Genomic DNA, 22,387 nt, shown 5'->3' with positions numbered 1-22,387 from the left:
GTGTTCATCCTTTCGAATTTGCTGTATTCAATCGCTGTTGTGGCCAGATTGTTTCTGCAATTCGAGGTGCTGTCGATAATTGTATCAACCCTGTTAGGGCTTTTCAACCCGTACATGATCCCGGGTGTAAAGAGTTTTTTTGGCAAGATGTCCAGACTCACTATGGCTCCGGTGCAAAGGCTATGCCCTTTTCTGAAAGGTGACGCACTAGACTTCACGCCATTGGTGACGGTGCTGGCAATAGTATTCATAGATTTTTTTCTTGTTTCTTCTCTTTTCGATCTGGCGCAAAATCTGAGGTGAGTCAATTGAAGGCCGCTGTTTTTTGCAATAGAACCAAAATTACGTCCGTTACGCTGGATCTTTTGACGCGAGAAATAGAGTCTCACGGCCTCGGGGTTCATTATTGTGTGGACGGCAGTCCCTGTCAGGTTGAGGATGCTACCGTTATTATTACCTTCGGTGGAGACGGTACTGTTCTTAAGGCAGTTCCAACGGCCTATACCAGAGATCTTCCCATTATGAGCTTCAGGGTCGGAAGTGTGGGATTTCTCGCTTCTTTCGAAATCAATATGCTTCACGCAGTTCTGGAACTCTTTCTCCAGAATGCTCTACAATCAAGTGAGAGAGCTTTGATGAAAGTGAATTTCAAAGACGAGGTTCATTACTCGTTGAATGATTTTGTCATAGAACGCTCTTCTCCCAGCAGGACAGTAACTTTCACTGTATCGATTGACGGACAGAGCAGTTATCCAGTTGTTGGAGACGGGATAATATTCTCGACCAACACCGGCTCGACCGCGTATTCGATGGCCGCTGGAGGCGCGCTGGTAGACCCGGAGGCTCATTGCTTCCAGATAACACCGATCTGTCCTCACAACCCATTTGTAGGTTCTCTCGTTCTTTCCTCCTCCAGGAGAATCAGACTCGAAGTTGCACAGGACAAGGGATTCCCAATGGAAACTTACGTGGACGGCATCTTCAGCGGTAAACTATCAAAGGGAGACACGGTAGAAGTCCAGATGTCTAAAAAAAAGGTCAGACTGCTTCGCGAAGGAAATATGGATTTCGTGGCGTTGTTGAAAAAGAAGCTGGCCTTCGGTGGAAGGTTGAAGGATGATATCTAAGGTTGGGTTTGAAAGAATAGCCTTGTTGCGTTCGGATATACTCAAGATGGCTCGTTATATTCAGAATATTTGCAATAAAAGCTCCGTGGCGATGCTTGAGCGCAACGAACATCAGGCAAGAGATGTCCTCTATTCCGATTCCGTCATCGATCATTATCAGATCGAACTGCAAAAGACAATAATAAGCCTTACGGGAATCCTGACACCGACGGGAAAGGACCTGAGGTTTTTGACTATGACCATGAGTATAGTAAAAACGCTCGAGAGAATCGGGGACAAATTCGTCTCTATATGCGAACTTGCGATGGTTCTAATAAAGAAGCCGCCGATCGGTTATTACGAGAAGCTACGAACCATGTTCGACGGGGTCTCCCTGATGCTTAAGGGTTCCATCGATAATCTAGTCGATCCTTCGCTTTTAGAAGCCGAGAGACTTTGCCGGAACGATTCGAACATCGATAGCCTTCTCGAAGGAGTTCGCAGCGATCTATTAAGCAACATGGAACAATCTCCTTCGATAACGTCCAGAGCCGTAGATCTCTTGAGGGTATTCTGCTATCTCGAGGAAATAGCTGACCTTTGCACCGAGCTCATGGAGGCGGCCGTTTATATCGATATAGGAAAGCATTATCGCTGTATAAACGATATTTTTCAGCCCGTTGATTTCAAAGCCTACTGAACAGGGAGGCGAGTTTTTTGGGTACGCTCATAAAGTATATAGGCTATCAGACCCTCGGTTCTTTCTTCATCGGTCTGGGTGGTTTCATAGTGTTTGTCAGTCTTGAACTTCTGTACTACCTTTCCGATATGATAATCCGATACAAGGTAGGGATAGACAAGCTCTTTCTCCTCATATACTACAATCTCCCAGAGTTCATCGTCATGGGCATTCCGGTTGGTGTGCTTCTGGGAATATTCTGGGTCCTTTCCAGAATGCGCTCGGACAACGAACTCATAGCTCTTCAGACTCATGGTATATCCCTCAAGAAACTCGTAATACCCTTTTTGATTCTCGGAGTCGTGTTCAGCGGAGTTGCCTATTTGCTCAACGATTATCTTGTTCCAAACGCCTCCTCCAAGGCAACTGAGGCTATGGCGAGGTTCGTTTATCGACAGCCCGAAGTGACACTGAAAGAAAATGTATTCATGCAGGACAATCAGGGGCGGATGATACACGTTCGAAGAATAGATCCTGAAACCAAGGAGTTGAAGGGAGTTTCAATATACGAAGTAACGAGATCTGAAGTAACTCTTACAACGGCCACTTCTGCGGTCATCTCTCCGAAAAAATGGACCTTGAAAGATGTCAGGATCTACCAGGTAGATTCTTCGGGTTTCCTGGGGGCCGAGATGCAGTTCAATACCGCCGAGTTCGAGATAGATCAAGACATTGAACGTTATCTGGCCAGCTTCAAAGCACCAAAAGAGAAAACGAGCGCCGAGTTGAGACAGGACATAAAGGCTTTCAAGAACACCGGCATAGATACATCCTCGTTGGAAGTGGCTTTGCAAGAGAAGTACTCTATGTCTGTTGCCCCACTCGTAATAGTTCTCCTTGGTGTGCCCGTATCATTAATGTTCAATCTTCAATCTAAAGCCTGGTCGGTAATAATCACATTCTTACTGGTTGTCATCTACCAGGGTTCGGGTGCCTGGCTGAGTGGAATGGGCAAGGAAAACCTCATAAACCCCACACTTGCACCCTGGATTCCGAATATAGTTTTCGCGATCGTTGGAGTTATTGTGTACTCGCTCATAGATACCAAAGCGAGTTACAGACTCTCAGAAATGCTTACGAGGCTATTGAGAATCTCTGTGATACTTCTGGCGATCATTGTACCGGGAACTCTTATCGGAGCGAACGTGAGGATAGTTGGCGGAAGCATTCTGGGATCGCAAATGGGAAATGAGATACTCCTCCAGGATGGCGTGAGGGTCGATTACTCCAGTGAAACTCTTACAGCCACCATTGATGCTTCCAACGCTTCCGTCCTGACCTCCAACGGAAATCCAATATCAATATCTTTCTGGGGTAAAGTAACCATGGTCAGTAGTGAAACGACCATCAACTCGGAAAGACTTATACTCGATCTAACAAATGAAAAGCTGGAAAGTATGGAGATATACACTAGAACAGAAATAGAAGTACCCGCGGTGAGAGGAGATACCTCCAGTGATGGATCGAAAGTGCCTTTTTATGTCTATGGAAGCTACATTCAATCCACCATAGAGGCCTCTCCTACCATGAACGTCACAGATGGTTACATAACCACGTGCGACAGAGCTCACCCACATTACAAGTTCAGGGTTTCTTACGCGGTCGTCACACCTGGAAGGGGGATGTCGGTACAGAACATGATAATGTACATCGGCGACCTGCCGGTGTTTTATCTTCCCTACTACTATTTTCCTCTGGACAATCCCGACAGAAGACCATTCGATGTTGATCTAAGCGGAATTGTAGATGCCAAAACCAGAATAACCTTGAGATATCTTGAACTGGACTGGCTGCTTTTACAGGGGTCGTGGTACAGGAACTGGCTTTCGACGGAAGATGCCTTCACCGCTAAGGCCGCTCTTTATACTCCCTTTGGAGATCTCGAACTTTTCGGGCAGTTCGGACAGGAGAAGCAGACCAGTTACGGCGGATACGCGCTGATAAAGCCCAAACTGGAATGGATAAGTGTTCAGGGTGGAGCTTTATATATAACAGGGCCTTCGCTAAAAGAATTGCAAACGCCTTTCACGGGTCTGAACCTCGGCGAAACCATTACCTCCAGGAAAGTGACCCAGATGGATCCCTTCGCGATCAAGCAAACCATGAACGCCACTGAGTTGACTCTTGGATATGTTCAGTTTCTATCGCCCGAAGAGTGGGATATAGAACTCGATGTTTTTGGCGCTTACGCCCGTCTCGATGACAAGGCGCTTTGGATGGTTAACCTCCAGAAACTGACCATTCCAACTGAAGAAGGCTTCGATACGGGCTTTTTCAAGTTCAAAACCAGAGAATTCGACATCAGCGGTCTCTTCGGACAAAGATATATAAATAAGAAGATCCTGTACTCCCTCAGAACCAAGGCGTCGGCAGTCCAAACCGAGGGGGAACTCTTCGATGCGGATTTCTCAGTTAAGTCGTTGAATTTCTCGCTGGCCTCCGCGGCAGCCACTTTCACCGAACTTTTCGATCCGGCTAAAATGGAGGATTTCATTCTGGAAGTCAACACCTATCTTTTTACGATGGGAAATCTAAAAATTGGAGGAGATCTGAAAGGCACTTTCGACGCATCGACAACACAGTTGAAAATGACTATGCCAGCAGATAATAAAGGGATTGGAAAGAACTATCTGACCTTCGTGACTGACGATGAAAAGCTTAAAATAAACGGCAGATACGCCCTGGATTATGATTCTCAACACGAAAAGAACAAAGATAAAGTTTTCTGGATAGATCCCCTCGACCTTCTCTACAAAGACTTTATTACGGTTGAACTGAAGTTTTACTTCGAATCCAGATACGACGGCTCTTTCAAGATAGAAGGAAAGAAACTCAGAGTCTATAAGGATTTCGAACTGCTAAAAAAAGAGTGGGGACCCGTTTCTCTCAACGTCATTCTTGAGCCGGCCTACGAGATAGCATTCGAGTACGAATCGGGAAGCGACTTCAAGCTGACGAAGAATCAGATACCTATAACATTGAAGAATGAAGTTATGTGGAAGCCTATTGAATGGTACTACCTAGGAATCCAGTACAATCCCGTTCTCACGTACGATTTTCTCAAGAGCGAGTGGCGACTGGATCATCCCGGCAAACTCATAACAGGAGTAAGTACGGAGGTTCTGAAGATCGATTACTCGCTCGAGCTGGATTATGAAGAACTCATCGCGAGCCCTACGGATATGAACTGGCTGGGAAAAGGAGAGTTGAAGAGCGAAGGAAAATTCGACCTTTGGGGTACCACTCTCAGTCACAAATCGGATACCATTTTCATGCCTGTAACTTCAAAAGCTTCGGAGACCTCCTATTCGGTGAGCTTCGAGTCCGATATCTTTTCTCACAGTACCGAGAACAAGGTATATTGGCAATCTAACGATCTCTTCGACGACTTCGTGAACAAGGAGAGGTTGACTCTATCGTTAAAGACAAAGACCAAACTAGAGTTCACTCTTGACTGGACTTACGACGCTTCTCCCAATATCGTTGATAACGAAAGAAGGTTGAAGGACCTGAATTTCGGCTCTTCCATAACGCTGGAAGACTTCGCCACCTTTGCGCTGAAGTTCAGATATCCTTATCTATCTGGGCAGAAAAAAATATACGATAGAATCAGAGTCGAGTTAAACAACCTCACTATCGGAGAGATCAAATGGAAGAGCGCCTTCCTTGACTTTACGACTGGTTTCTCGACTTTTGACTCTAAATACAAGTTCCCGGCCAAATACTTCAGTGCTGCCGAAACCAGGGCACGTTTCGCGATCTGGGAATCGAAGCAGCTCGAAATATCTTCTTTAACGGTAGGAGAGTATTTCATAGCTACAAAAACGGCTTCCAACACCAATTACAGTGCGTACTCCCTGGGAGTCGCAAATGTGAAGTTCAACAACTCCATCGTGCTGGGAGGCAGCACGGGAAAGTTTGAAGAGTTCGGAATGAGCATGGAACTGTCCTTCACAGATGACATTGATTTCGTGATGCATATTAACGATCTGTACTTCCCGATGGGCTCCCTGTCCGACAAACCCGGTATATTGAAGCGCTTCTCTTTCGGGATAGACGGAAGTGGCGGCAGGAATTTCGTTGAGATAGGAACTTATGCCGGAGATATATCCCTGTGGGATGAATCAATAAGTAAGATCTCACCTCTCTATCTCGATCTCCATTGTATGGCCGCTGAGATAATTCTGAAAATCAGTTTTGGAAGTCAGGTGAAGACGTTTGCGGAAACGTTGGAGACTATTGCCGTGAAGTTCTACATCAAGGAATTGAAAGATAGGTACCTGGTCGTAGGGCTTCACAAAGGGGCGCCTTTCTTCAGATTCAGATTTTGAGGTGATAAGCTGTGACAGATTACGTAAAAAGAAAGGAACATCTGCTCGGAGTGATAAGCAAGATAAATGATTGCACGCGATGTCCTCTGAGCACGACGCGTAACAACGTAGTGCCCGGAGAAGGTTCCATTCAGTCTCCGATAATGTTCGTGGGAGAAGGTCCTGGCGCGGATGAAGACGCTTCTGGAAGGCCGTTTGTGGGGAAGGCCGGGCAGTTGCTAACAAAGATTCTCGAATCGGTGAAAATCGATAGACAGGACGTCTATATAACTAACATCGTGAAGTGCCGCCCACCAAACAACAGGGTTCCCACCACAGAAGAGAAGAGCGCATGCGCGCCTTACCTTCTCTCTCAGATAGCCATTGTCAGACCGAAGGTAATCGTCGCTCTTGGTGCTACGGCTTTATCCTTTTTCGTTAACGACGAAAAGATAAGAATGACGGAGGCCAGGGGTAAGTTATACGACTGGCTCGGTGGAATAAAGATATTTGTCATGTTCCACCCCAGCTATCTTTTGAGATATCCTTCACGGGATCCAGGCTCTCCGAAGAGCCTGACCTGGGAAGATATACAGAAAATCAGAAAAATGTACGATAGATTAATAGAGGGAAGAGAAATTGAATCATAGGAGGCGGGTAATGTGGGTGAGAATTACCTTGTTACGGGCGGTGCCGGTTTCATCGGTTCCCACATAGTAGATGCGCTTATAAAAGATGGGAAGATCCCGATAGTTATAGATAATCTTTCGAGTGGAAAAATAGAGAACCTCGATCCAAGAGCTCTTTTTTACCAGCAAGATATAACCGACCGAGAGATGATGGAGAAGATTTTCATGCTCCACAAGCCCAAAGCTGTATTCCATCTTGCAGCACAGATAAGCGTTTCGAGATCGGTGAAAGAACCGGAAGAAGATGCTAAGGTCAATATAATAGGTACAATCGGTCTGTTGCAGATGGCGATCAAGTACGGAGTGGAAAAAATCATCTTTTCTTCCACAGGTGGAGCCATATACGGGGACGATGTCAAAAAGATACCAACCGATGAAAATGAATTTCCCAAACCTCTCTCCCCTTATGGAATAGCTAAATTCTCCACAGAGAATTACCTTCGGTTCTTCGCCTGCGAGTATGGTCTGAAGTACGCCACACTCAGATATGCCAACGTTTATGGACCCAGACAGGACCCCCACGGCGAAGCCGGAGTAGTTGCCATCTTTTCCAGGAGAATGCTGAAAAGCGACGATGTGGTTATCTTCGGCGACGGTGAATGCGTGAGGGATTACGTGTATGTGGAAGATGTGGCTAGGGCTAATTTGCTGGCCATGGATAGACTTGAAAACGACACGGTGAATATTGGCACGGCGATCGGAACCTCGGTAAATGAGCTTTTCGAGAAGATGAAGGCAATCTCGGGCTACTCCGGTAAAGCGATTCATGAAGCTCCGAGACCGGGAGATTTAAAGAAATCGATACTGAACTACTCTAAGGCGAGCACACTTCTGGACTGGGAGCCCACAGTGACGCTGGAAAAAGGACTGGAAAAGACTATTGAGTATTTCAGAAACGAACTGGAAACCCTTAAGTGAAAGGATCAGACCTCGTACCTTCGACGACCTGGTCGGACAGGAACATCTGACAGGAAAGAAAGGGATAATCAGGGGAGCCGTAGAGAGCGGCCGGCTCTTTTCCATGATACTGTACGGCCCCCCAGGCACGGGAAAGACCACCATAGGAGAGCTCATCAGGACCTATCTGGGAAAAAACTACCATTTCGAGTTCTTCAGTGCAAGCCTTCAGGGGACGGCAGACCTGAAGAAACACTTCTCACACGGTGAGAGATTGAAGGCAGTCGGTCAACAGCTGGTTCTCTTCGTAGACGAGATACACAGATTGAACAAAAGTCAACAAGACGTTTTTTTACCTGTTACCGAGCGCGGTACGATTATATTGATAGGAGCGACGACTGAGAACCCGAGTTTCGAAGTCAATCCGGCCTTGCTGTCGCGTTGCCGTCTGGTGATCCTCAAGCAATTGAATGCAGCAGATATATCACGCCTGCTATCTCGCGCGCTGGAACGAGACGCAGTTCTATCCACATCCGGCGTATCGGTAGATGATGAAGTTATAAAAGTAATCTCCAGCAGCAGCGGAGGCGATGCCCGCATAGCCCTCAATCTACTGGATACTCTTGTGGAAAGCGCCGCCGCGCTTGAAAGGGAGAAGCTAGATCTCGAGCTGATGAATGAGCTTTCGGTCCTTCCTTCTGGACGGTACACAAAAAAAGGTGAAGAGCATTACGATATAGCATCTGCCTTCATCAAGAGTATGAGGGGAAGCGATCCCGATGCAGCCCTTTATTATATGATTAGAATGCTTGAGGGAGGAGAAGATCCGAAATTCATTGCCCGACGCATGGTGATCTTTTCCTCCGAGGATATAGGACTTTCCGATCCTATGGCACTTGTAATTGCCATATCGGCTTTTGAAGCTGTCAACACTGTGGGGCTACCAGAATGTATTCTCAACCTCTCGGAGGCAGCGATTTATATGTCTGTTGCGACCAAAAGCAACAGGGTGAATGAGGCCATGATTACGGCTCGCGATCGAGTCAGAAAAACACCGAATCTTCCGGTACCTCTAAAGCTAAGGAACGCCGTGACGAATATGATGAAGGAACTCGGATACGGAAAGGAGTACCACTATCCGCACGACAGAGGTGGTTTCTCAAGGGAGTACTACCTGCCAGAGGAGATCAAACAGGAGATCTACTACAAACCAGGAAACATGGGCAAAGAGCGACAGTTAGCCGAGAGATTGAAAACCCTTTGGAAGGGAATGAAGGAGTATCCGGAGGAATGATGCATGTCCATTTGCTTGAAAGGGGCAGGGTATTGCAACTGGAAATCGCCGATATTACTGTTCAGGAGGTCGATGCGATTGTTAATCCGGCAAACGCCTATCTAAGACATGGAGGTGGAGTTGCCGGAGCGCTTGTCAGGGCAGGCGGTAGAGAAATTCAACTAGAAAGCGACGCACTGGTGAAGAGAGATGGGCCTTTGGAAGTTTCCGGAGTTGCAGTGACAGACTCTGGTACACTGAAAGCTGGCAAGATCATACACGTTCTTGGTCCACAACTGGGCGAGAAGAAAATCGAAGAGAAGCTCTACGACTCCTTCATGAACGTATATAAGAAGGCCGGCTCCATGGGTATTGTTACCCTGGCAATGCCGGCCATATCTACGGGTATATTCGGCGTTTCAGTTCGCATATGTGCCAAAAAATTTTTCCAAGCCACTGTGGACTATTTCAAAAACTATCCATCTTCATCGTTGAAACTGATAAAGATGTGCCTCATAAACAGCAAAACGTACTCGGAATTTCTCTCGATATCCTTCGATTACTTCAGTTCAAAACAAGGACTCTGAAGGCCCCTCTCTCGAATAGCTGTTGGCCAGTTGCCAGATCTTTTGTTAGCCAGACCGTAAAGGGGTCAAACTCTTCACCGTTGTACTCCCTGGCCAGCGGGTCTTTGGCAAGGACAAACCCGTAATCCTCTTCATTTACCTTCACAAGTGCGGCCGTTCCTATGTATTTTGATGGCATTTTCCTGTAGTCGTCGAACTTCACAGTCTCATAGGCCTTCTCTCCAATGAACCTCAATATCGGAATGAAATCACTGGCGGGCACATAGCCGGGCAGCTGTGTAAGTGGTGCTCCGTCAATCGTGTAGAACCAGAAGGTAGGAGTCCCCCTTACACCGAAGGCCGTGTAGAGATCACTATAAGAGTACTCTTTGCTGTCTCCCTGGACTGGAAAGGTAGCCTTACCAGGATTGGATTTGTATATTTGGGCGAACACGAAACCAGCCTTCAAGATCTCCTGGACATTCCTGTCTGCAAGAGTTTCCTTTTCGAACTTCACACAGTAGCTACAGTTCTTGTCGGAGAACATAATAATCGCTTCTTTTTTCTCGATAGAAGCAAGTCTCATTGCCGTATCGAAGTCGTCAAGCATTCCCACATAAGAAAAAACCGCGACGGCGAACAGTAAAACGAGCAAAACTAATATCCTTCTCACAAAATCAACCTCCCGTTGTAAATTGCAGCAAATTTAGATTTCCAGTCATAGTAAGTATCCCTGCCGCCACCAGGATAAGGAACACGGCGATTCTCATAACCTTTCTCCAGTGACTCTCGCCTCCAAAAGAAATTCTAGAAGTAATCCTCGCCACTAATCCGCTCAATGTGAGGAATGGAATGCTCAAACCAAGCGAATAGATCAGCAACATGATTCCTCCTTCGCCCAGAGTGTTCTGGTTGGCAGCCAGTACCAGTATTGAACCGAGTATAGGGCCGGCGCACGGTACCCAAACCAGCCCGAGAACTGCTCCGAGAATGAACCCGCTGATGGCCGATCCTCCGAGTTTCCAGACGTTCAGTTTCACACCTTTAAAACCTATTTCGAAGAGATAGAGGAAGCCGAAAAGAACGAAGAGACTTCCAGACAATATGTTCATTAAAACTTCGTTCTGTCTTATGAAAGTGCCCAGACCGGTGGCTCCGATTCCCAATACGAAGAAGAAGAGTGACATACCAAGCGTGAAGAAAATCCCTCTGAGTAAACGTGCCTTTCCATCAGACGCTCCTCCCATAAGAACACCGAAGAAAACAGGTATGAGCGGAAGAATACAAGGAGAGAAGAAAGACAAAAGCCCTCCAAGAAAGGCACTGCTGTAAGTTACACTCGTGCTTACTATTGGACTGAGTATCGGAGAGATTACTAGCGTACCCGTTGCAACAGCCGTTAATTCATTCATATTACCCCTCCTGGGTATATTATAAACCTTTGCTTTTTTCTTTTCAAAGCAAATCCTATTACAAAGCACGAAAGCCAGTTTCCCAAACGCAATTCTTTGTAACTATTCCAAATAGATTTACCACTTTGATGGTATGATATAATTATCCTAATGGGGCAATTCTACAGAATCTAACGTTGAAAGCTCTTCAGAGAATCGTTTGTCTTTGATGTGTCTTATCTTTTTGATCATAGTTCCATAACAAGGAGGGGTCTTAATGGGAATTGGAGAACTTATTAAGAGCGCCGACTGGAAGAACGAAAAACACGTACCAGTTATCGATATCCCCGAGTCAGTCATTCCCGGTACGGCATTCGATGTAACAATAACCGTCGGTAAGGAAATCCCACATCCGAATACCATCGAACATCACATCAAGTGGTTCGATCTATACGTCAAGTACGATGACGGACAACTACTGGTTCATCTGGGACATATCGAGTTGACACCCGTCACAACCCAATCCAGGGCAGTACTCAGCATCAAGCTCGAAAAGTCAGGAACCCTTATTGCAACTTCCTATTGCAATATTCATGGCCTTTGGGAAAGCTCCAAAAAAGTCGATTTTTAGTATCAAGTACAAGGAGGTTGGTGTGATGAAGTACAGATGTACGATTTGCGGGTATATCTATGATCCCGAAGTCGGAGATCCCGACAACGGTGTCGATCCCGGTACAGGCTTTGACGATGTTCCAGATGATTGGGTTTGCCCTTTGTGCGGAGCCAGTAAGGACGATTTTGAACCTATCGACTGAACTTTGGCGGGAGTCCAACTCCCGCTTTTTTTGGTAACAAGTTAGATCGACCTGGAGGTGTCAATTTGAAGGACTATGTGATCGCTATCTCTGGAGAAGCTGGCCAGGGTATAAACACTATAGGAGATATGCTGGCCCTAAGCCTTTTCAGAAATGGCTATTGCGTCTTTACCGACAAGAGCTACCATTCAAGAATCAGGGGTGGAGAGTATGTTTATCGCATAAGAATATCCGAGACACCCCTTTATTCGATGCGGCAGGAATTCGATCTTGTGGTCTCTCTGAGTAAAAGCACCACGCTGAGTCAGATAGAGTACTTCCACGACGAAACAGTACTGGTCTTCGATTCCGATTCCGATCACGTCTCCCCCGAAGAAGCGGGAATATCCTTCAAAGAGGTCAAATTCCCGTTTAAAAGAATGGCAAAAGAAGCGGGGGAAGCGCGTGCACAGAATGTGGTTTCTCTAGGTGCACTTTTGAACCTTCTCAAAGTAAAAAAAGAGATCCCCGAGAAACTTGTTAAAGAGGCTTTCAAAGGTAAAGAAGAAGTAGCCAGGGCCAACCTTCTTGCCCTTAGCAAAGGCTATGAAATAGCCTTGCCCATTGAAGTGCCTGCCTTCCAGACCACCTCCAGAGAATACTATCTCATGAATGGGACGGAAGGGACTGGTCTTGGTGCCATAGCTGCAGGATGCAAATTTCTGGCCGCCTACCCCATGACTCCGGGAACGGGAGTGATGACTTTCCTTGCTTCGAACTCCTTGAAACATGGGATAGTTGTAGAACAGGCCGAAGATGAAATAGCCGCGGTGAATATGGCCGTGGGGGCTTCCTTTGCCGGTGCAAGATCCCTCGTAACAACTTCCGGAGGAGGTTTCGCCCTGATGCAGGAGGGTGTTTCGCTGGCGGCAATGACGGAAACTCCACTGGTGATCATAGATGCACAGCGCCCGGCTCCGGCGACCGGATTACCAACGAGAACAGCGCAGGAGGATCTCCATTTCGTGATTCACTCGGGCCACGGTGAGTTCCCGAAATACGTCGTCGCTCCAAGAACCGCCCGAGATGCCTTCGAAATTACTGAGAAGGCCTTCTACATAGCCGATAAGTACCAGATACCCGTCATTATACTCCTAAGTCAATGTCTGACGGATTCATCTGCGACAATTGAGAAACCGACGCACAGAGAAGAATACTTGGAAAGATCGATAGTAGATGGCGAGGAGAATTACAAAAGATATATACTAACTTCAAGCGGTATTTCTCCAAGAGCCATACCCGGTGGTAAAGCTCTGGTGAAAGTTGATTCTGACGAACATGATGAGTACGGGCATATAACTGAAGATCTGAAGATACGCAAAGAGATGGTTGAGAAACGAATGAAAAAGCTAGATGATCTTGTACGTGAAGTCTCAGACCCTCTGAAATTCAACCTCGATGCCCCGCTCGTTCTGGTCGGCTGGGGCGATAGCTGGGGTGCGATAGATGAGTTCTCCAGGAGCAGAAAGGATGTAGGTTATATACATTACAACGAAGTTTTCCCCCTCGATGCCTCTGTGGCGAATCTTCTGCGCGGCAAAAAGGTCGTTACGGTGGAAGGAAACTTCACCGGTCAGTTCGCCATGCTTCTCAAATCGATAACGAAACTCGATATAAAACACCTGGGAAGGTACGATGGCAGACCGATAAGCGCTTCCTGGATTGCAAAAGAGATAGAAAGGGAGGGGCTGTCATGACATATTTTAGAGAGTGTGAACCTGCATGGTGCCCCGGTTGTGGGAACTTTCCCCTAAGAAAGAATCTGATCGAAACGCTGGATGAATTGAAAGTCCCCAAAGAACTCTTCGTTATGGTTTCGGGAATCGGTCAGGCTGCAAAGATGCCGCACTATCTGGAGTTGAACTTCTTCAACGGTCTTCATGGCCGGAGTTTGCCAGTTGCTTTTGCGATTAAAGCTGTCAATCCACGGCTCACGGTCGTTGCCGAATCGGGCGACGGGGATATGTATGGCGAAGGCGGCAATCATTTCATTCACGGAATTAGGAGAAACATAGACATTACAGTCCTCATCCACGACAACCAAATTTATGGGCTCACCAAGGGTCAGGGTTCTCCTACAACTCAGAAGGGTCAGGTTACGAGTTCCCAGTTGCAGGGTGTCATAAATGAGCCGCTCAATCCTCTGGCACTTACGATTGCAATGGATGCAGCTTTCGTCGGTAGAACCTTTATTGGCGATAGTGAACACTTCAAGAGAGTAGTTGCTGCCGCGATAAGGCACAGGGGCTTTTCGGTGGTCGATATAATGCAACCTTGTGTGACTTTCAACAAGGTGAACACTTTCAAATATTACAAGGACCGTCTATACGATGTCAAGGAAGAGAACCCATCATACGATCCAGGCGATAAGGCGAAGGCTTTTGAGAAGTCTCTTGAATGGGGTGAGCGCATTCCGATGGGTATTATATACACCAGAGACAAACCCTCTTACTGTGAGTTGCACGCTGTTTTGAAGGACGGCGTGGTTCCAGTGAAAGACTCGAAGGAGTTCAATCTCGAGAGAGAGCTGGAATCCTTCAGGTAAAAAGCGTCGAAATCCATGTGAGTACCGGAGATACTATCAGGGCCGGGAGAAAGTTGCCGACCCTGATTTCTTTTATTTCGAGCAATCTCAATCCCAGTCCCAGCAACATCAGGCCTCCTACTCCCGAAAAGTCGCCCAGATAAACGGGACTCTGAAGAAAGGAGAGAAGACCGGCTAGGGAAACCAAAGAGCCTTGTACGATATAGACCGATCCGGCCGATAGGAGTACACCTCTGCCCATAGCTGCCGCGAGCATTATAGAAGAGATACCGTCCATTAATGACTTTATGAATATGAGTTCATTTTCACCGCTCAAACCGGCTTTCAAAGAACCTATTACCGTCATTGGACCTGCGACGAAGAGAACGGAAGCCGTTATGAACCCTTTCACGAAATTCACATCTTCACTTTTCTTTCCCGTGAGTTTTCCTATTTTTTCCTCTATATCCAGAGCCTGACCGATGGCTCCTCCGATTATGAGACTTCCGAGGACAACCAGTACACTGCTGGTATCGAGAAACATCTCTATTCCCAGCGCTATGGTCAGCAAACCGATTACGTTGAAGAATACCTTCCTGTAACTTTCTTTGACCAACTTTCCACCGAAGATTCCTAGGAGCGAACCGGCAATAACGGCAAGAGTGTTTACGATCACAGAGATATTCAGCAATTAAATTCACCCCTCCAATAAGATAGAAGCTCCTCGTCGCCGGGAAAGCGACCAAAATTGCGGTAGTAATGAACTATCAATTTCTCCCTGAGACCCAGATCCTCGACACGGACCTTTTCAAGAATATACTCGTTTGTTGTAACGAAATATTTTAACCTACCACTCTCCAGAGCTGCAACATGGGTTGCAAGATCGAGAAAATCTATTAAATGATGCGTAGCGATAAAGAGTATCCTCTTTGTGTCACGTTCGGATGTGACGATTTTTCGTATGTCTTCAATTCCCGGCTCGTCGAGTTCGGCGGCCGGTTCATCGAGAAGGAGGAGCTTTTTCGAAAGGCCGAGCATCGACGCGAACGCCACACGCCGTTGCTCACCTCCGGAAAGACTGAGTGGAGAACGCGACGAATACTTCTCGTCATCGAGACCGCAAGTTTTCAAGATATTTCTGTACCGATCTTCAACGTGAGGATAGCGTCTCTCTTTAAAGGCGAAAAGAATCTCTTCTCTGACGGTGGCATTGAAGAACGACTCTTCTGGGGATTGGAAAACCATCGTCGCATGGCCTTCCACATTCTCGTCGTCCAGGCTTATCTCCCCAGATTCCGCCCTCAGAAGACCACAAAGAAGCTTCAGGAGGGTCGTTTTTCCCGAACCGGTAGGTCCCGTAAGGAGAACGAGAGAATCTTCTTGGACTTCGAAGGAGATGTTCGATAAAACCTTCACAGGCTTGGATCTTCTTGAGGGGTATGCAAAGGAAAGGTTCTTAACTTTCAACATGAGAGCTCCAGTTCGAATGGCACAGGCATACCGGCCAGTGCGAAGATCTCACGGTTTTTTTTTAGAGACTCCCAGCTGCCGTAGAAGATCATTGAACCGTCTCCCAGCACGAGAAAGTGATCAAAATCAGAGAGTTCGGAAAACCTGTTGGTGCTCAACACTATTGAAGTACCTCTCTGCTTCATAATGTGTAAGATATCGAGCAAATTCCTTATCTCGCACCTGTCCAGCATGGAAAAAGGCTCGTCGAGAAGTAAGAGGTCCGGTGAGACAACGGTTGCAGCTGCAAGAGCGACACGCTGGCGCTCTCCACCGGAGAGCGAAAGTATATCCCTCTTTCTCAACTTCGATATAGAGAATCTTTCAAGAGACTTCTTGATCTTCGAGGAGATAATTTCCTCGTCGTCTTCGCAGCCGTTGAGCAAGAACAATAAATTTTCTTCCACGGTTGTGCCGAAGAGTGATAGATCGGGGTTCTGGAAAACCATCCCGATTCTGCCATCGACTAGGATCTCGCCCGAGACTTCCTCTATTATCCCGGCTATGGATCTTAGAAGCGATGTCTTCCCCGAACCGTTAAGACCTATAATAGCGAGTGACTCACCCTGATGAAGCACAAGAGACACGTTTGAAACCACCCTGTTGCCGTTGAATGAAATGGATACTCCCTTCAGAGAGAGAATTTTACGCCTTTCTGGAGAGATATACACGGATACCACCGGACTTCACCAGAGTGGTGCAGTTACCGAAAACTTGCTTCATTATTCCCTCGATGCGTGATCCTCCCTTATTATGAAAGGCGACTATCTGCAGGCTTCCTCCCAGTGCAAGATGTGTCGGTGCCTCAAGAACGATTCTTTCCCAAACCGATTTTCCGGCAGCCATGGGTGGATTGGAAAGGATTACATCGAATTCCATATCTTTCCACGGTTCGTAAAGATCGCCCTTCCTCACATCGGCCTGAACGTTGTTATCTCTGGCGTTGATCTTGCTGAAGGTGACAGCTCTGGTATTTACATCACTCATGAAGAGAAATATATCAGGGTATTCGCGCTTCAAGGTGATTCCTACCATTCCGAAACCGCTGCCTATATCAAGAACACGATTCCCTGCAAAAACAACACAGTTCTCGACCAGTATCGCCGACGCCCGATCAACCTTTCCATAGGCGAAAACTCCTTCAGGACTCTTGAAGATGTACTGATGACCGTTCTTAAGATCGAACCTCACTGTCTTGACCGTTCTAGGTGGCAGTTTTTGATCTGTAAAATAGTGCTCAAAGCCTTTTTTCATCCTAGTCTTCCAAGCTTCCTTCCACCAATAACGTGAAAGTGGAGATGTTCCACTTCCTGACCGGCATCGCTCCCCTGATTTACGATCACTCTGTAACCAGTCTGCTTGACGCCTTTTTCGTCGGTGACAGTATCTATAATGCCGAGTAGATTCTTGAGCGCCTGACCGGAAAAGCCGGACAGCTCTTTGATGCTTTTGATGTGTCTCTTTGGAACCACGAGCACATGGCAGGAAGCTACCGGATTGATATCGTCGAAAGCAACAAAATCTTCGTTTTCGGAAACGAAGGCGCTCTTTATCTGACCGCCAGCGATTTTGCAGAACACACAGTCCATAATTAACACTCCCTATCTGTCTATATAATGAGTTTTCATTAACTCTACCATCAGCCGGGCAGGTTTTCCGCAAAAAATCGGAAAATTCCTGTCAAAATCTCTCTGTGTGTTCTCGTCGGCCATATCAAGAATGGTTTTTATCACAACGAAACTCTGGTTGTTTTCGTGAGCCATCTTGGCGAAGGCCGCCGAATCCATATCCAGGGCCAGCGCTCTGTGGGAGCTCGCTATCCTATCTCTTTCTTCTGCGCTGTAAACTACACCGTCGCCCGATATTATCTTGCCAAATTTCCCGTCTTTAAAATAAATCTTCAGGAACCTCATAACCAGATTATCTGGTGCCTTTATAGACATTTTATCCTGACTAAGGGGGAAGAATGTATCGTACTCTTCAAACTCCGTGCCTATCACCAAGTCACCAGGATTAAGAGACTTATCGAGAGCGGCAGCGCCGGAGAGAAGCAGGGCCAGTCGGGGTTGAAAACAATCTATCAGCTTTTGAGTCACAAAGGCGGTCTCCACCTTTCCCACGAAGCCACTGCAGGCAACGACTTCGTTGTTGCCTATGACACCCCTGCTGTAACTCCTTCCAAGAATCTCCCCCGATTCGATAACATGCATCTGGTCTATAATAGGTTTCACTTCAGGTGCAAAGATACCCAGAGCGAGAATCATCGGATCACCCCCACAGAGATTATAACAAAAAAGGGGACCCAAGGTCCCCTCTTTTATTCTTCCTCTTCTGTATCGTCAGTCTGGGTGAGCATCTCTTCGACTATCTTGTTCCAGGCTGCACTAACCTTCTCGAATTCTTCATCATCAACCGAATAAAGTACCGGATCGTTATTCTCACTGTACTCAGCTCTGAAAACAACGTATTCCGATTCGTCATCGTCCTCTATGGGTTCCCCATCTTCATCTTCGAAAAATTCTTGGGTTATCCAGTAGAACTTGCCATCATCTTCCAATTCGTAAATAATCTCGAAATGGTGTTCGACACCCTCTTCATCTGTTACAGAGAATCTTTCGGGTTCGTATTCGTGGTTGCAGTCACAGTCTCCATCACAACAGTCTTCACAATTTTGCAGCTCCAGTTCATCTCTTTCTTCCATTGTAAACCTCCATTATTTGCGATTCGGTTGATACTAACACAGTAAGTGAAAAGTCGCAACAAGCAACACGTAGTAGAATTGCTTAAGAAGACATCTTCGGAGAGGGGTCTAAAGATGCTGGAGATTGAACGAAAATTCCTTTATAGTGGAAATATAGACGATCCAACACTTGCGGGAGCGGAGGTCTGCCTGCTCATAATTCAGTGGTATCTGAGCCTACCTGACGCAAGAAGACTCCGACTTGTGGTCTCTCCCGGGAGTTCCAAAATGATAGAAACCGTGAAGACCGGTTCTGGACTGGTCAGAGAGGAGAAGGAACGGGAAATTCCCTTAGAGACCCTTCACGAGATGGCCTGTCGTTTGGCGAACGAGAGGGCCGTAGTGAAGGCCAGATATGTTTATCCGCGAAAGCGACTCGAAGGTGTTATAGACAGATACTTTGTTCCCAATATAGGCTTTGTTATCGAGATAGAAACATCGCAGACGCGAAATGTCATACCCGACCCCTGGAAATTTTGGGATCTACCGGCCAAATATTTTATCGAAGTAACCAACAATCCGGTTTACACCGCTCGCTCGCTCGCTATTACAATAGACAACACGGTCAGACCTCTTCCGCCCAACATACCATTTGTCGAACCCCTTCAGAGATGGAGATTTGAACGATATCTCTCAATCGTTTACGGTTGAATTCATGAAAACTTTCGCCCTCACGCCACCCTATCTGTCCATGAGCTTTTTATCTATCTCGAAGGCGCTAGTCAGTAGCTCTATATAGCCTTTCTGACTCTTCATAGTTCTAAGAGAGAGATCCATGACAAAAACTCCATGCACTGAGACCTGTCTGCCCTTCCCATCGGTGTAACCGCTTCCATCGTGAATCACATAAAAATGTCCATCGTGTTGCCCAAGATAGATCATAGTGTGTCCAGGCATATAGAGAGGATTTCCCGGTCTCAAAGAGGCAAGCTGCCTTTCTCTTTCCACAGCGTTTCCTGTGAACTCGATCCGGGGAGAGGGTATCAATCTCTCCTGAACTCCTGAATCTCTGGGTAGTTCCAGGCCAAAACACTTATATATATCTTGGACGAATCGCGAGCAATCTCGTCTCTTATAAGAGTCTCCCCATCCATATCTTTCGCCTAGCATTTTGAAGGCCTGTCTAAGTACATTTTTGGTGGTCAATTTCATGAAACCCATGTTGACATCTTCGCTTGCCCGTATAAGACCGGTTCGAAATTCTAGGGTTCCCTTGCGATTACGAAAGGGTATTTTCACCGCGTAACAGCCGTAAGGTCCCTGAGCATGGGGATTTTCGACGTCTTTTGGTTTCTCCAACGGCAATCTGTCACCCATCTGAAGAAAGAGGTCCCATGTATCGGGAAGAAACGGGTCCGGCTCTATCTCTACTCTGCTACCGGTGGCCAGTAAAAACTCTTCCTTTTTACGGTAATCGATTACTTCGCTTCTGTTTCTGGCTAAGGCGACGTGATCACTCTTGATCCAGCCTCTGTAGGTTCGTGTTTGAACGAAAAGCCAGGATTTATCACGGCTTCTGGCCAGAGCGACAAATGGACTGGCAAGGCTTACTGAAGTCAACTGCAGATCATCGTTATCAAGAAACTCTTCGACCAGGATCAGATCTGTTGGCATGGCTCTCAAATGTGTTCGACGTGTTGTAAGGCCCATTTGAAGAACCATGTCCTGATTCATGAGATTGGTGGCGTTTTCAAGAATATCGTCGCTTATTTCCTTGGGGACCTCTTCCCCTTCGGGTGAAACCAACGTTCTTGCGAAAAAGCCTTCCGGAATCATTTCCCCTATCATGGCTCTTATCGAATCCAACTCAACCCTGGCGGGAAACTCATCCAGATCACGATAAAATCGCTCCAGACCCTCTCTTTTGGCGTTATCTAACAATTCTTTGTTGAAGACGCTCAGCTCGGATTTTTTCAACCAACGCTTACCCGGGCCCGTTATCCTCCGCGTCCAAAACCTGGCAGAAAGCATTTCGATCGAAGTGCCTTCCGGAACCATAAAATACTGTTTATGCATAAATATCACTCCAAGCTCATGTTTATTTGATCGCTCCCACAGTAATTCCTTTCAAGAAATATTTCTGGAATGCAAGAAATACTATTATCATGGGAATGGCAGAATATGTGGCACTGGCCATAAGATAAGAATACTGCATCGGGACCTGTTCCTGCAACAGCGAAAGACCGGCCTGCAGTGTTCTCATCTGAATGGTGTTGGTTACGATCAAAGGCCATAAAAAGCTATTCCACTGGCCCATGAAAGTGAATATGCCGAGCACGGCCATAGCTGGTTTGGATATCGGTACTATTATCTCTATAAAGGTTCTGAACTCACCGGCTCCATCGATTCTCGCCGCTTCGATTATCTCTGTTGGAATGGAAACCATGAACTGCCTCATCAGAAAAACTCCGAAGGGAGCCGCGATCGCTGGCAGAATTAGAGCCTGGTAAGTATCGATCATACCCATTTTGGATATGAGGATATAAAGGGGAACAAGCGTCACCTGCGTCGGTATCATCATAGAAGCGATATAGATAGAAAACAACGCTTTGCTGCCTGGGAAACGCTTTTTTGCGAGAGAATACCCTGCCATGGCGCAAACGAAGATCTGCGCAAATGTGACGGTACCGGCTACTATGAAACTGTTCAAGGTCCATCTGAAGATAATGCTTCTCTCAAAGAGATCACTGAAGTTCTGAAGCGTTGGTTTTTTTGGTATAATATCTGGAGGAAACTTCATTGTAAGCGATGGCTGAGTGAAAGCAGTTGCTACCATCCAGTAAAGTGGAATGAAGGCCATTGAAGCGAGTACAGCCAGTATCAACAGAGATATCACCTTTTTTATATTCTTTTTAGTTTTCGCTTTCACGCACAATCACCTCAATACTCCACATTTGAACCCAGCCACTTGAACTGTATTATTCCCAAAACGACTAGTATCACGAACATCACCATAGACATCGCGGAAGCCAGTCCAAGGTTATAGCTTTTGAAGGCCGTTTCATAGATGAGGTACGCAATAGTTGTAGTTGAAAACTCCGGCCCACCCTTGGTCATGATGTAGATATTAGAGAACGTCTGGAAGTTAGCAATAGTACCCATCACCAACGCATAGAGAATCGTAGGTTTGAGCAGGGGAATCGTTATCTTTCTGAAAATCGCCCAGGAGCTCGCTCCTTCCAGAGTCGCGGCTTCAAAATAGTACTCGGGAATCGAGGCCATGGCCGCCGAAAGAAGCACTATGGTCGATCCTCCTCCCATAATCACCTGCATGATTATCAAAGAAGGCATGGCCGTGAGCGATCTTCCCAGCCATATGACCGGGTCCAGTCCTAGCCGGGTCATGAAGTAGTTGAGAAGACCAAAGTTGGGGTTGAAAACCCAGAGCCAGATCATCGAAATTATAACTGAGGAGGTAACGTGAGGCAAATAAAAAGCCGCCTTGAAAAAAGTCTGTATCGATTTGCGGAACGGATATATCAAAACGGTTACCAGTAAAGCTTTCCCGAGCCACAAAGGCACTACTCCGAATGTATAAACAAAGGTATTCTTGAGGGCCTTTAAAAAAAGCCAATCACTCAAGATCCTTTTATAGTTGTCGAACCAGACGAAGGTCTGCGAAAAGACATTGTGTCGGAACATACTGAGATACATGCCCCAACCAACAGGTACTAAAAAGAAAACGGCAAACAGTACAAAATGCGGTAGAACGAAGAAGTATCCCGATCGATTCTTCCACACCTCTTTTAGCACGTTCTTCTTATGCTGTTTAGCCGGAATCTGCTTCAA

At 46.5% G+C, this 22,387-nt stretch carries 25 protein-coding genes; 13 read left to right on the top strand and 12 right to left on the bottom strand.

Features of this window, described 5'->3' with window-relative positions:
- From MESINF_RS12505 to MESINF_RS12470, 8 genes are read left to right on the top strand one after another with little or no spacing between them, the layout of a single operon-like run.
- A complete protein-coding gene (locus tag MESINF_RS12505) occupies positions 1 to 303 on the top strand; it encodes a YggT family protein (RefSeq protein ID WP_169700330.1) in 303 nt (100 codons plus the stop codon).
- Entirely contained in the window at positions 300 to 1,127 is an 828-nt protein-coding gene (locus MESINF_RS12500; RefSeq protein ID WP_169700328.1) for an NAD(+)/NADH kinase, read from the top strand. The genes MESINF_RS12505 and MESINF_RS12500 overlap by 4 nt, the downstream gene beginning before the upstream one ends.
- Positions 1,117 to 1,806, top strand: coding sequence for a phosphate signaling complex PhoU family protein (locus MESINF_RS12495; RefSeq protein WP_169700320.1), 690 nt, complete (start codon positions 1,117 to 1,119; stop codon positions 1,804 to 1,806). Before MESINF_RS12500 ends, MESINF_RS12495 begins: the two co-directional genes overlap by 11 nt.
- A gap of 17 nt (positions 1,807 to 1,823) precedes the next feature.
- Positions 1,824 to 6,176 (top strand): LptF/LptG family permease, encoded by a 4,353-nt coding sequence (locus tag MESINF_RS12490; RefSeq protein WP_169700318.1) that lies wholly within the window; start codon positions 1,824 to 1,826, stop codon positions 6,174 to 6,176.
- 11 nt (positions 6,177 to 6,187) lie between these two features.
- On the top strand, positions 6,188 to 6,805 hold the full coding sequence (locus tag MESINF_RS12485; protein ID WP_169700316.1) for a uracil-DNA glycosylase: 618 nt from the start codon (positions 6,188 to 6,190) through the stop codon (positions 6,803 to 6,805).
- Positions 6,806 to 6,817: 12 nt separating this feature from the next.
- Positions 6,818 to 7,762: an NAD-dependent epimerase/dehydratase family protein gene (locus MESINF_RS12480; protein ID WP_169700314.1), complete on the top strand. Its 945-nt coding sequence runs from the start codon at positions 6,818 to 6,820 to the stop codon at positions 7,760 to 7,762.
- Positions 7,725 to 9,035, top strand: coding sequence for a replication-associated recombination protein A (locus tag MESINF_RS12475; RefSeq protein WP_169700312.1), 1,311 nt, complete (start codon positions 7,725 to 7,727; stop codon positions 9,033 to 9,035). The genes MESINF_RS12480 and MESINF_RS12475 overlap by 38 nt, the downstream gene beginning before the upstream one ends.
- Positions 9,035 to 9,601, top strand: a complete 567-nt coding sequence (locus tag MESINF_RS12470; protein ID WP_231936769.1) for a macro domain-containing protein — start codon at positions 9,035 to 9,037, stop codon at positions 9,599 to 9,601. Before MESINF_RS12475 ends, MESINF_RS12470 begins: the two co-directional genes overlap by 1 nt.
- Here the strand turns inward: MESINF_RS12470 and MESINF_RS12465 are convergent.
- Entirely contained in the window at positions 9,579 to 10,253 is a 675-nt protein-coding gene (locus MESINF_RS12465) for a thioredoxin family protein (protein ID WP_169700308.1), read from the bottom strand. The two genes, MESINF_RS12470 and MESINF_RS12465, sit on opposite strands and share 23 nt — an antisense overlap.
- A gap of 4 nt (positions 10,254 to 10,257) precedes the next feature.
- Positions 10,258 to 10,992, bottom strand: a complete 735-nt coding sequence (locus MESINF_RS12460; protein ID WP_169700306.1) for a cytochrome c biogenesis CcdA family protein — start codon at positions 10,990 to 10,992, stop codon at positions 10,258 to 10,260.
- A 256-nt stretch (positions 10,993 to 11,248) separates the two neighbouring features.
- Between MESINF_RS12460 and MESINF_RS12455 the strand changes: the two genes are divergently transcribed.
- The 4 genes from MESINF_RS12455 (at position 11,249) to MESINF_RS12440 (ending at position 14,370) form a co-directional block, all read left to right on the top strand.
- Complete coding sequence (locus tag MESINF_RS12455) at positions 11,249 to 11,602, top strand: class II SORL domain-containing protein (protein WP_169700304.1); 354 nt, start codon at positions 11,249 to 11,251, stop codon at positions 11,600 to 11,602.
- A gap of 22 nt (positions 11,603 to 11,624) precedes the next feature.
- Positions 11,625 to 11,786: a rubredoxin gene (gene rd, locus MESINF_RS12450; protein ID WP_169700302.1), complete on the top strand. Its 162-nt coding sequence runs from the start codon at positions 11,625 to 11,627 to the stop codon at positions 11,784 to 11,786.
- A 65-nt stretch (positions 11,787 to 11,851) separates the two neighbouring features.
- Entirely contained in the window at positions 11,852 to 13,522 is a 1,671-nt protein-coding gene (locus MESINF_RS12445; protein ID WP_169700300.1) for a 2-oxoacid:acceptor oxidoreductase subunit alpha, read from the top strand.
- On the top strand, positions 13,519 to 14,370 hold the full coding sequence (locus MESINF_RS12440; protein ID WP_169700298.1) for a thiamine pyrophosphate-dependent enzyme: 852 nt from the start codon (positions 13,519 to 13,521) through the stop codon (positions 14,368 to 14,370). Before MESINF_RS12445 ends, MESINF_RS12440 begins: the two co-directional genes overlap by 4 nt.
- Here the strand turns inward: MESINF_RS12440 and MESINF_RS12435 are convergent.
- From MESINF_RS12435 to MESINF_RS12405, 7 genes are read right to left on the bottom strand one after another with little or no spacing between them, the layout of a single operon-like run.
- Positions 14,363 to 15,040, bottom strand: a complete 678-nt coding sequence (locus tag MESINF_RS12435; RefSeq protein ID WP_169700295.1) for a DUF554 domain-containing protein — start codon at positions 15,038 to 15,040, stop codon at positions 14,363 to 14,365. The genes MESINF_RS12440 and MESINF_RS12435 overlap by 8 nt on opposite strands.
- Positions 15,034 to 15,819: an ABC transporter ATP-binding protein gene (locus MESINF_RS12430; RefSeq protein ID WP_169700294.1), complete on the bottom strand. Its 786-nt coding sequence runs from the start codon at positions 15,817 to 15,819 to the stop codon at positions 15,034 to 15,036. The genes MESINF_RS12435 and MESINF_RS12430 overlap by 7 nt, the downstream gene beginning before the upstream one ends.
- A complete protein-coding gene (locus MESINF_RS12425; RefSeq protein ID WP_169700292.1) occupies positions 15,813 to 16,529 on the bottom strand; it encodes an energy-coupling factor ABC transporter ATP-binding protein in 717 nt (238 codons plus the stop codon). The genes MESINF_RS12430 and MESINF_RS12425 overlap by 7 nt, the downstream gene beginning before the upstream one ends.
- Positions 16,504 to 17,112 carry a class I SAM-dependent methyltransferase gene (locus MESINF_RS12420; protein WP_169700290.1) on the bottom strand — a complete coding sequence of 203 codons (609 nt, stop codon included), beginning with the start codon at positions 17,110 to 17,112 and terminating at the stop codon, positions 16,504 to 16,506. Before MESINF_RS12420 ends, MESINF_RS12425 begins: the two co-directional genes overlap by 26 nt.
- Entirely contained in the window at positions 17,109 to 17,447 is a 339-nt protein-coding gene (locus MESINF_RS12415; RefSeq protein WP_169700288.1) for an HIT domain-containing protein, read from the bottom strand. The genes MESINF_RS12420 and MESINF_RS12415 overlap by 4 nt, the downstream gene beginning before the upstream one ends.
- A 12-nt stretch (positions 17,448 to 17,459) precedes the next feature.
- The gene (locus MESINF_RS12410) at positions 17,460 to 18,122 is read right to left on the bottom strand and encodes a 5'-methylthioadenosine/S-adenosylhomocysteine nucleosidase (protein ID WP_169700286.1); all 663 of its coding nucleotides are present in this window, start codon (positions 18,120 to 18,122) and stop codon (positions 17,460 to 17,462) included.
- 53 nt (positions 18,123 to 18,175) lie between these two features.
- Positions 18,176 to 18,559: a DUF1292 domain-containing protein gene (locus MESINF_RS12405; protein ID WP_169700284.1), complete on the bottom strand. Its 384-nt coding sequence runs from the start codon at positions 18,557 to 18,559 to the stop codon at positions 18,176 to 18,178.
- 114 nt (positions 18,560 to 18,673) lie between these two features.
- On the opposite strand from MESINF_RS12405, the gene MESINF_RS12400 reads away from it, so the two are divergent.
- Positions 18,674 to 19,249: a CYTH domain-containing protein gene (locus MESINF_RS12400; RefSeq protein WP_169700282.1), complete on the top strand. Its 576-nt coding sequence runs from the start codon at positions 18,674 to 18,676 to the stop codon at positions 19,247 to 19,249.
- Between the two features lie 30 nt (positions 19,250 to 19,279).
- On the opposite strand, the gene MESINF_RS12395 is transcribed toward MESINF_RS12400, so the two are convergent.
- Genes MESINF_RS12395 through MESINF_RS12385 form a run of 3 tightly spaced genes read right to left on the bottom strand, consistent with a single transcriptional unit; the run spans position 19,280 to position 22,387 of the window.
- Positions 19,280 to 20,614 (bottom strand): NlpC/P60 family protein, encoded by a 1,335-nt coding sequence (locus tag MESINF_RS12395; RefSeq protein ID WP_169700280.1) that lies wholly within the window; start codon positions 20,612 to 20,614, stop codon positions 19,280 to 19,282.
- 22 nt (positions 20,615 to 20,636) lie between these two features.
- Positions 20,637 to 21,467, bottom strand: coding sequence for a carbohydrate ABC transporter permease (locus MESINF_RS12390; RefSeq protein ID WP_231936768.1), 831 nt, complete (start codon positions 21,465 to 21,467; stop codon positions 20,637 to 20,639).
- 11 nt (positions 21,468 to 21,478) lie between these two features.
- Positions 21,479 to 22,387, bottom strand: a complete 909-nt coding sequence (locus MESINF_RS12385) for a carbohydrate ABC transporter permease (protein WP_169700277.1) — start codon at positions 22,385 to 22,387, stop codon at positions 21,479 to 21,481.

The organism is Mesotoga infera (assembly GCF_900157305.1).
Taxonomy (GTDB): domain Bacteria; phylum Thermotogota; class Thermotogae; order Petrotogales; family Kosmotogaceae; genus Mesotoga; species Mesotoga infera.
Note: the sequence above shows the minus strand (reverse complement) of the source record. Positions and strands in the feature narration are given on the sequence as shown.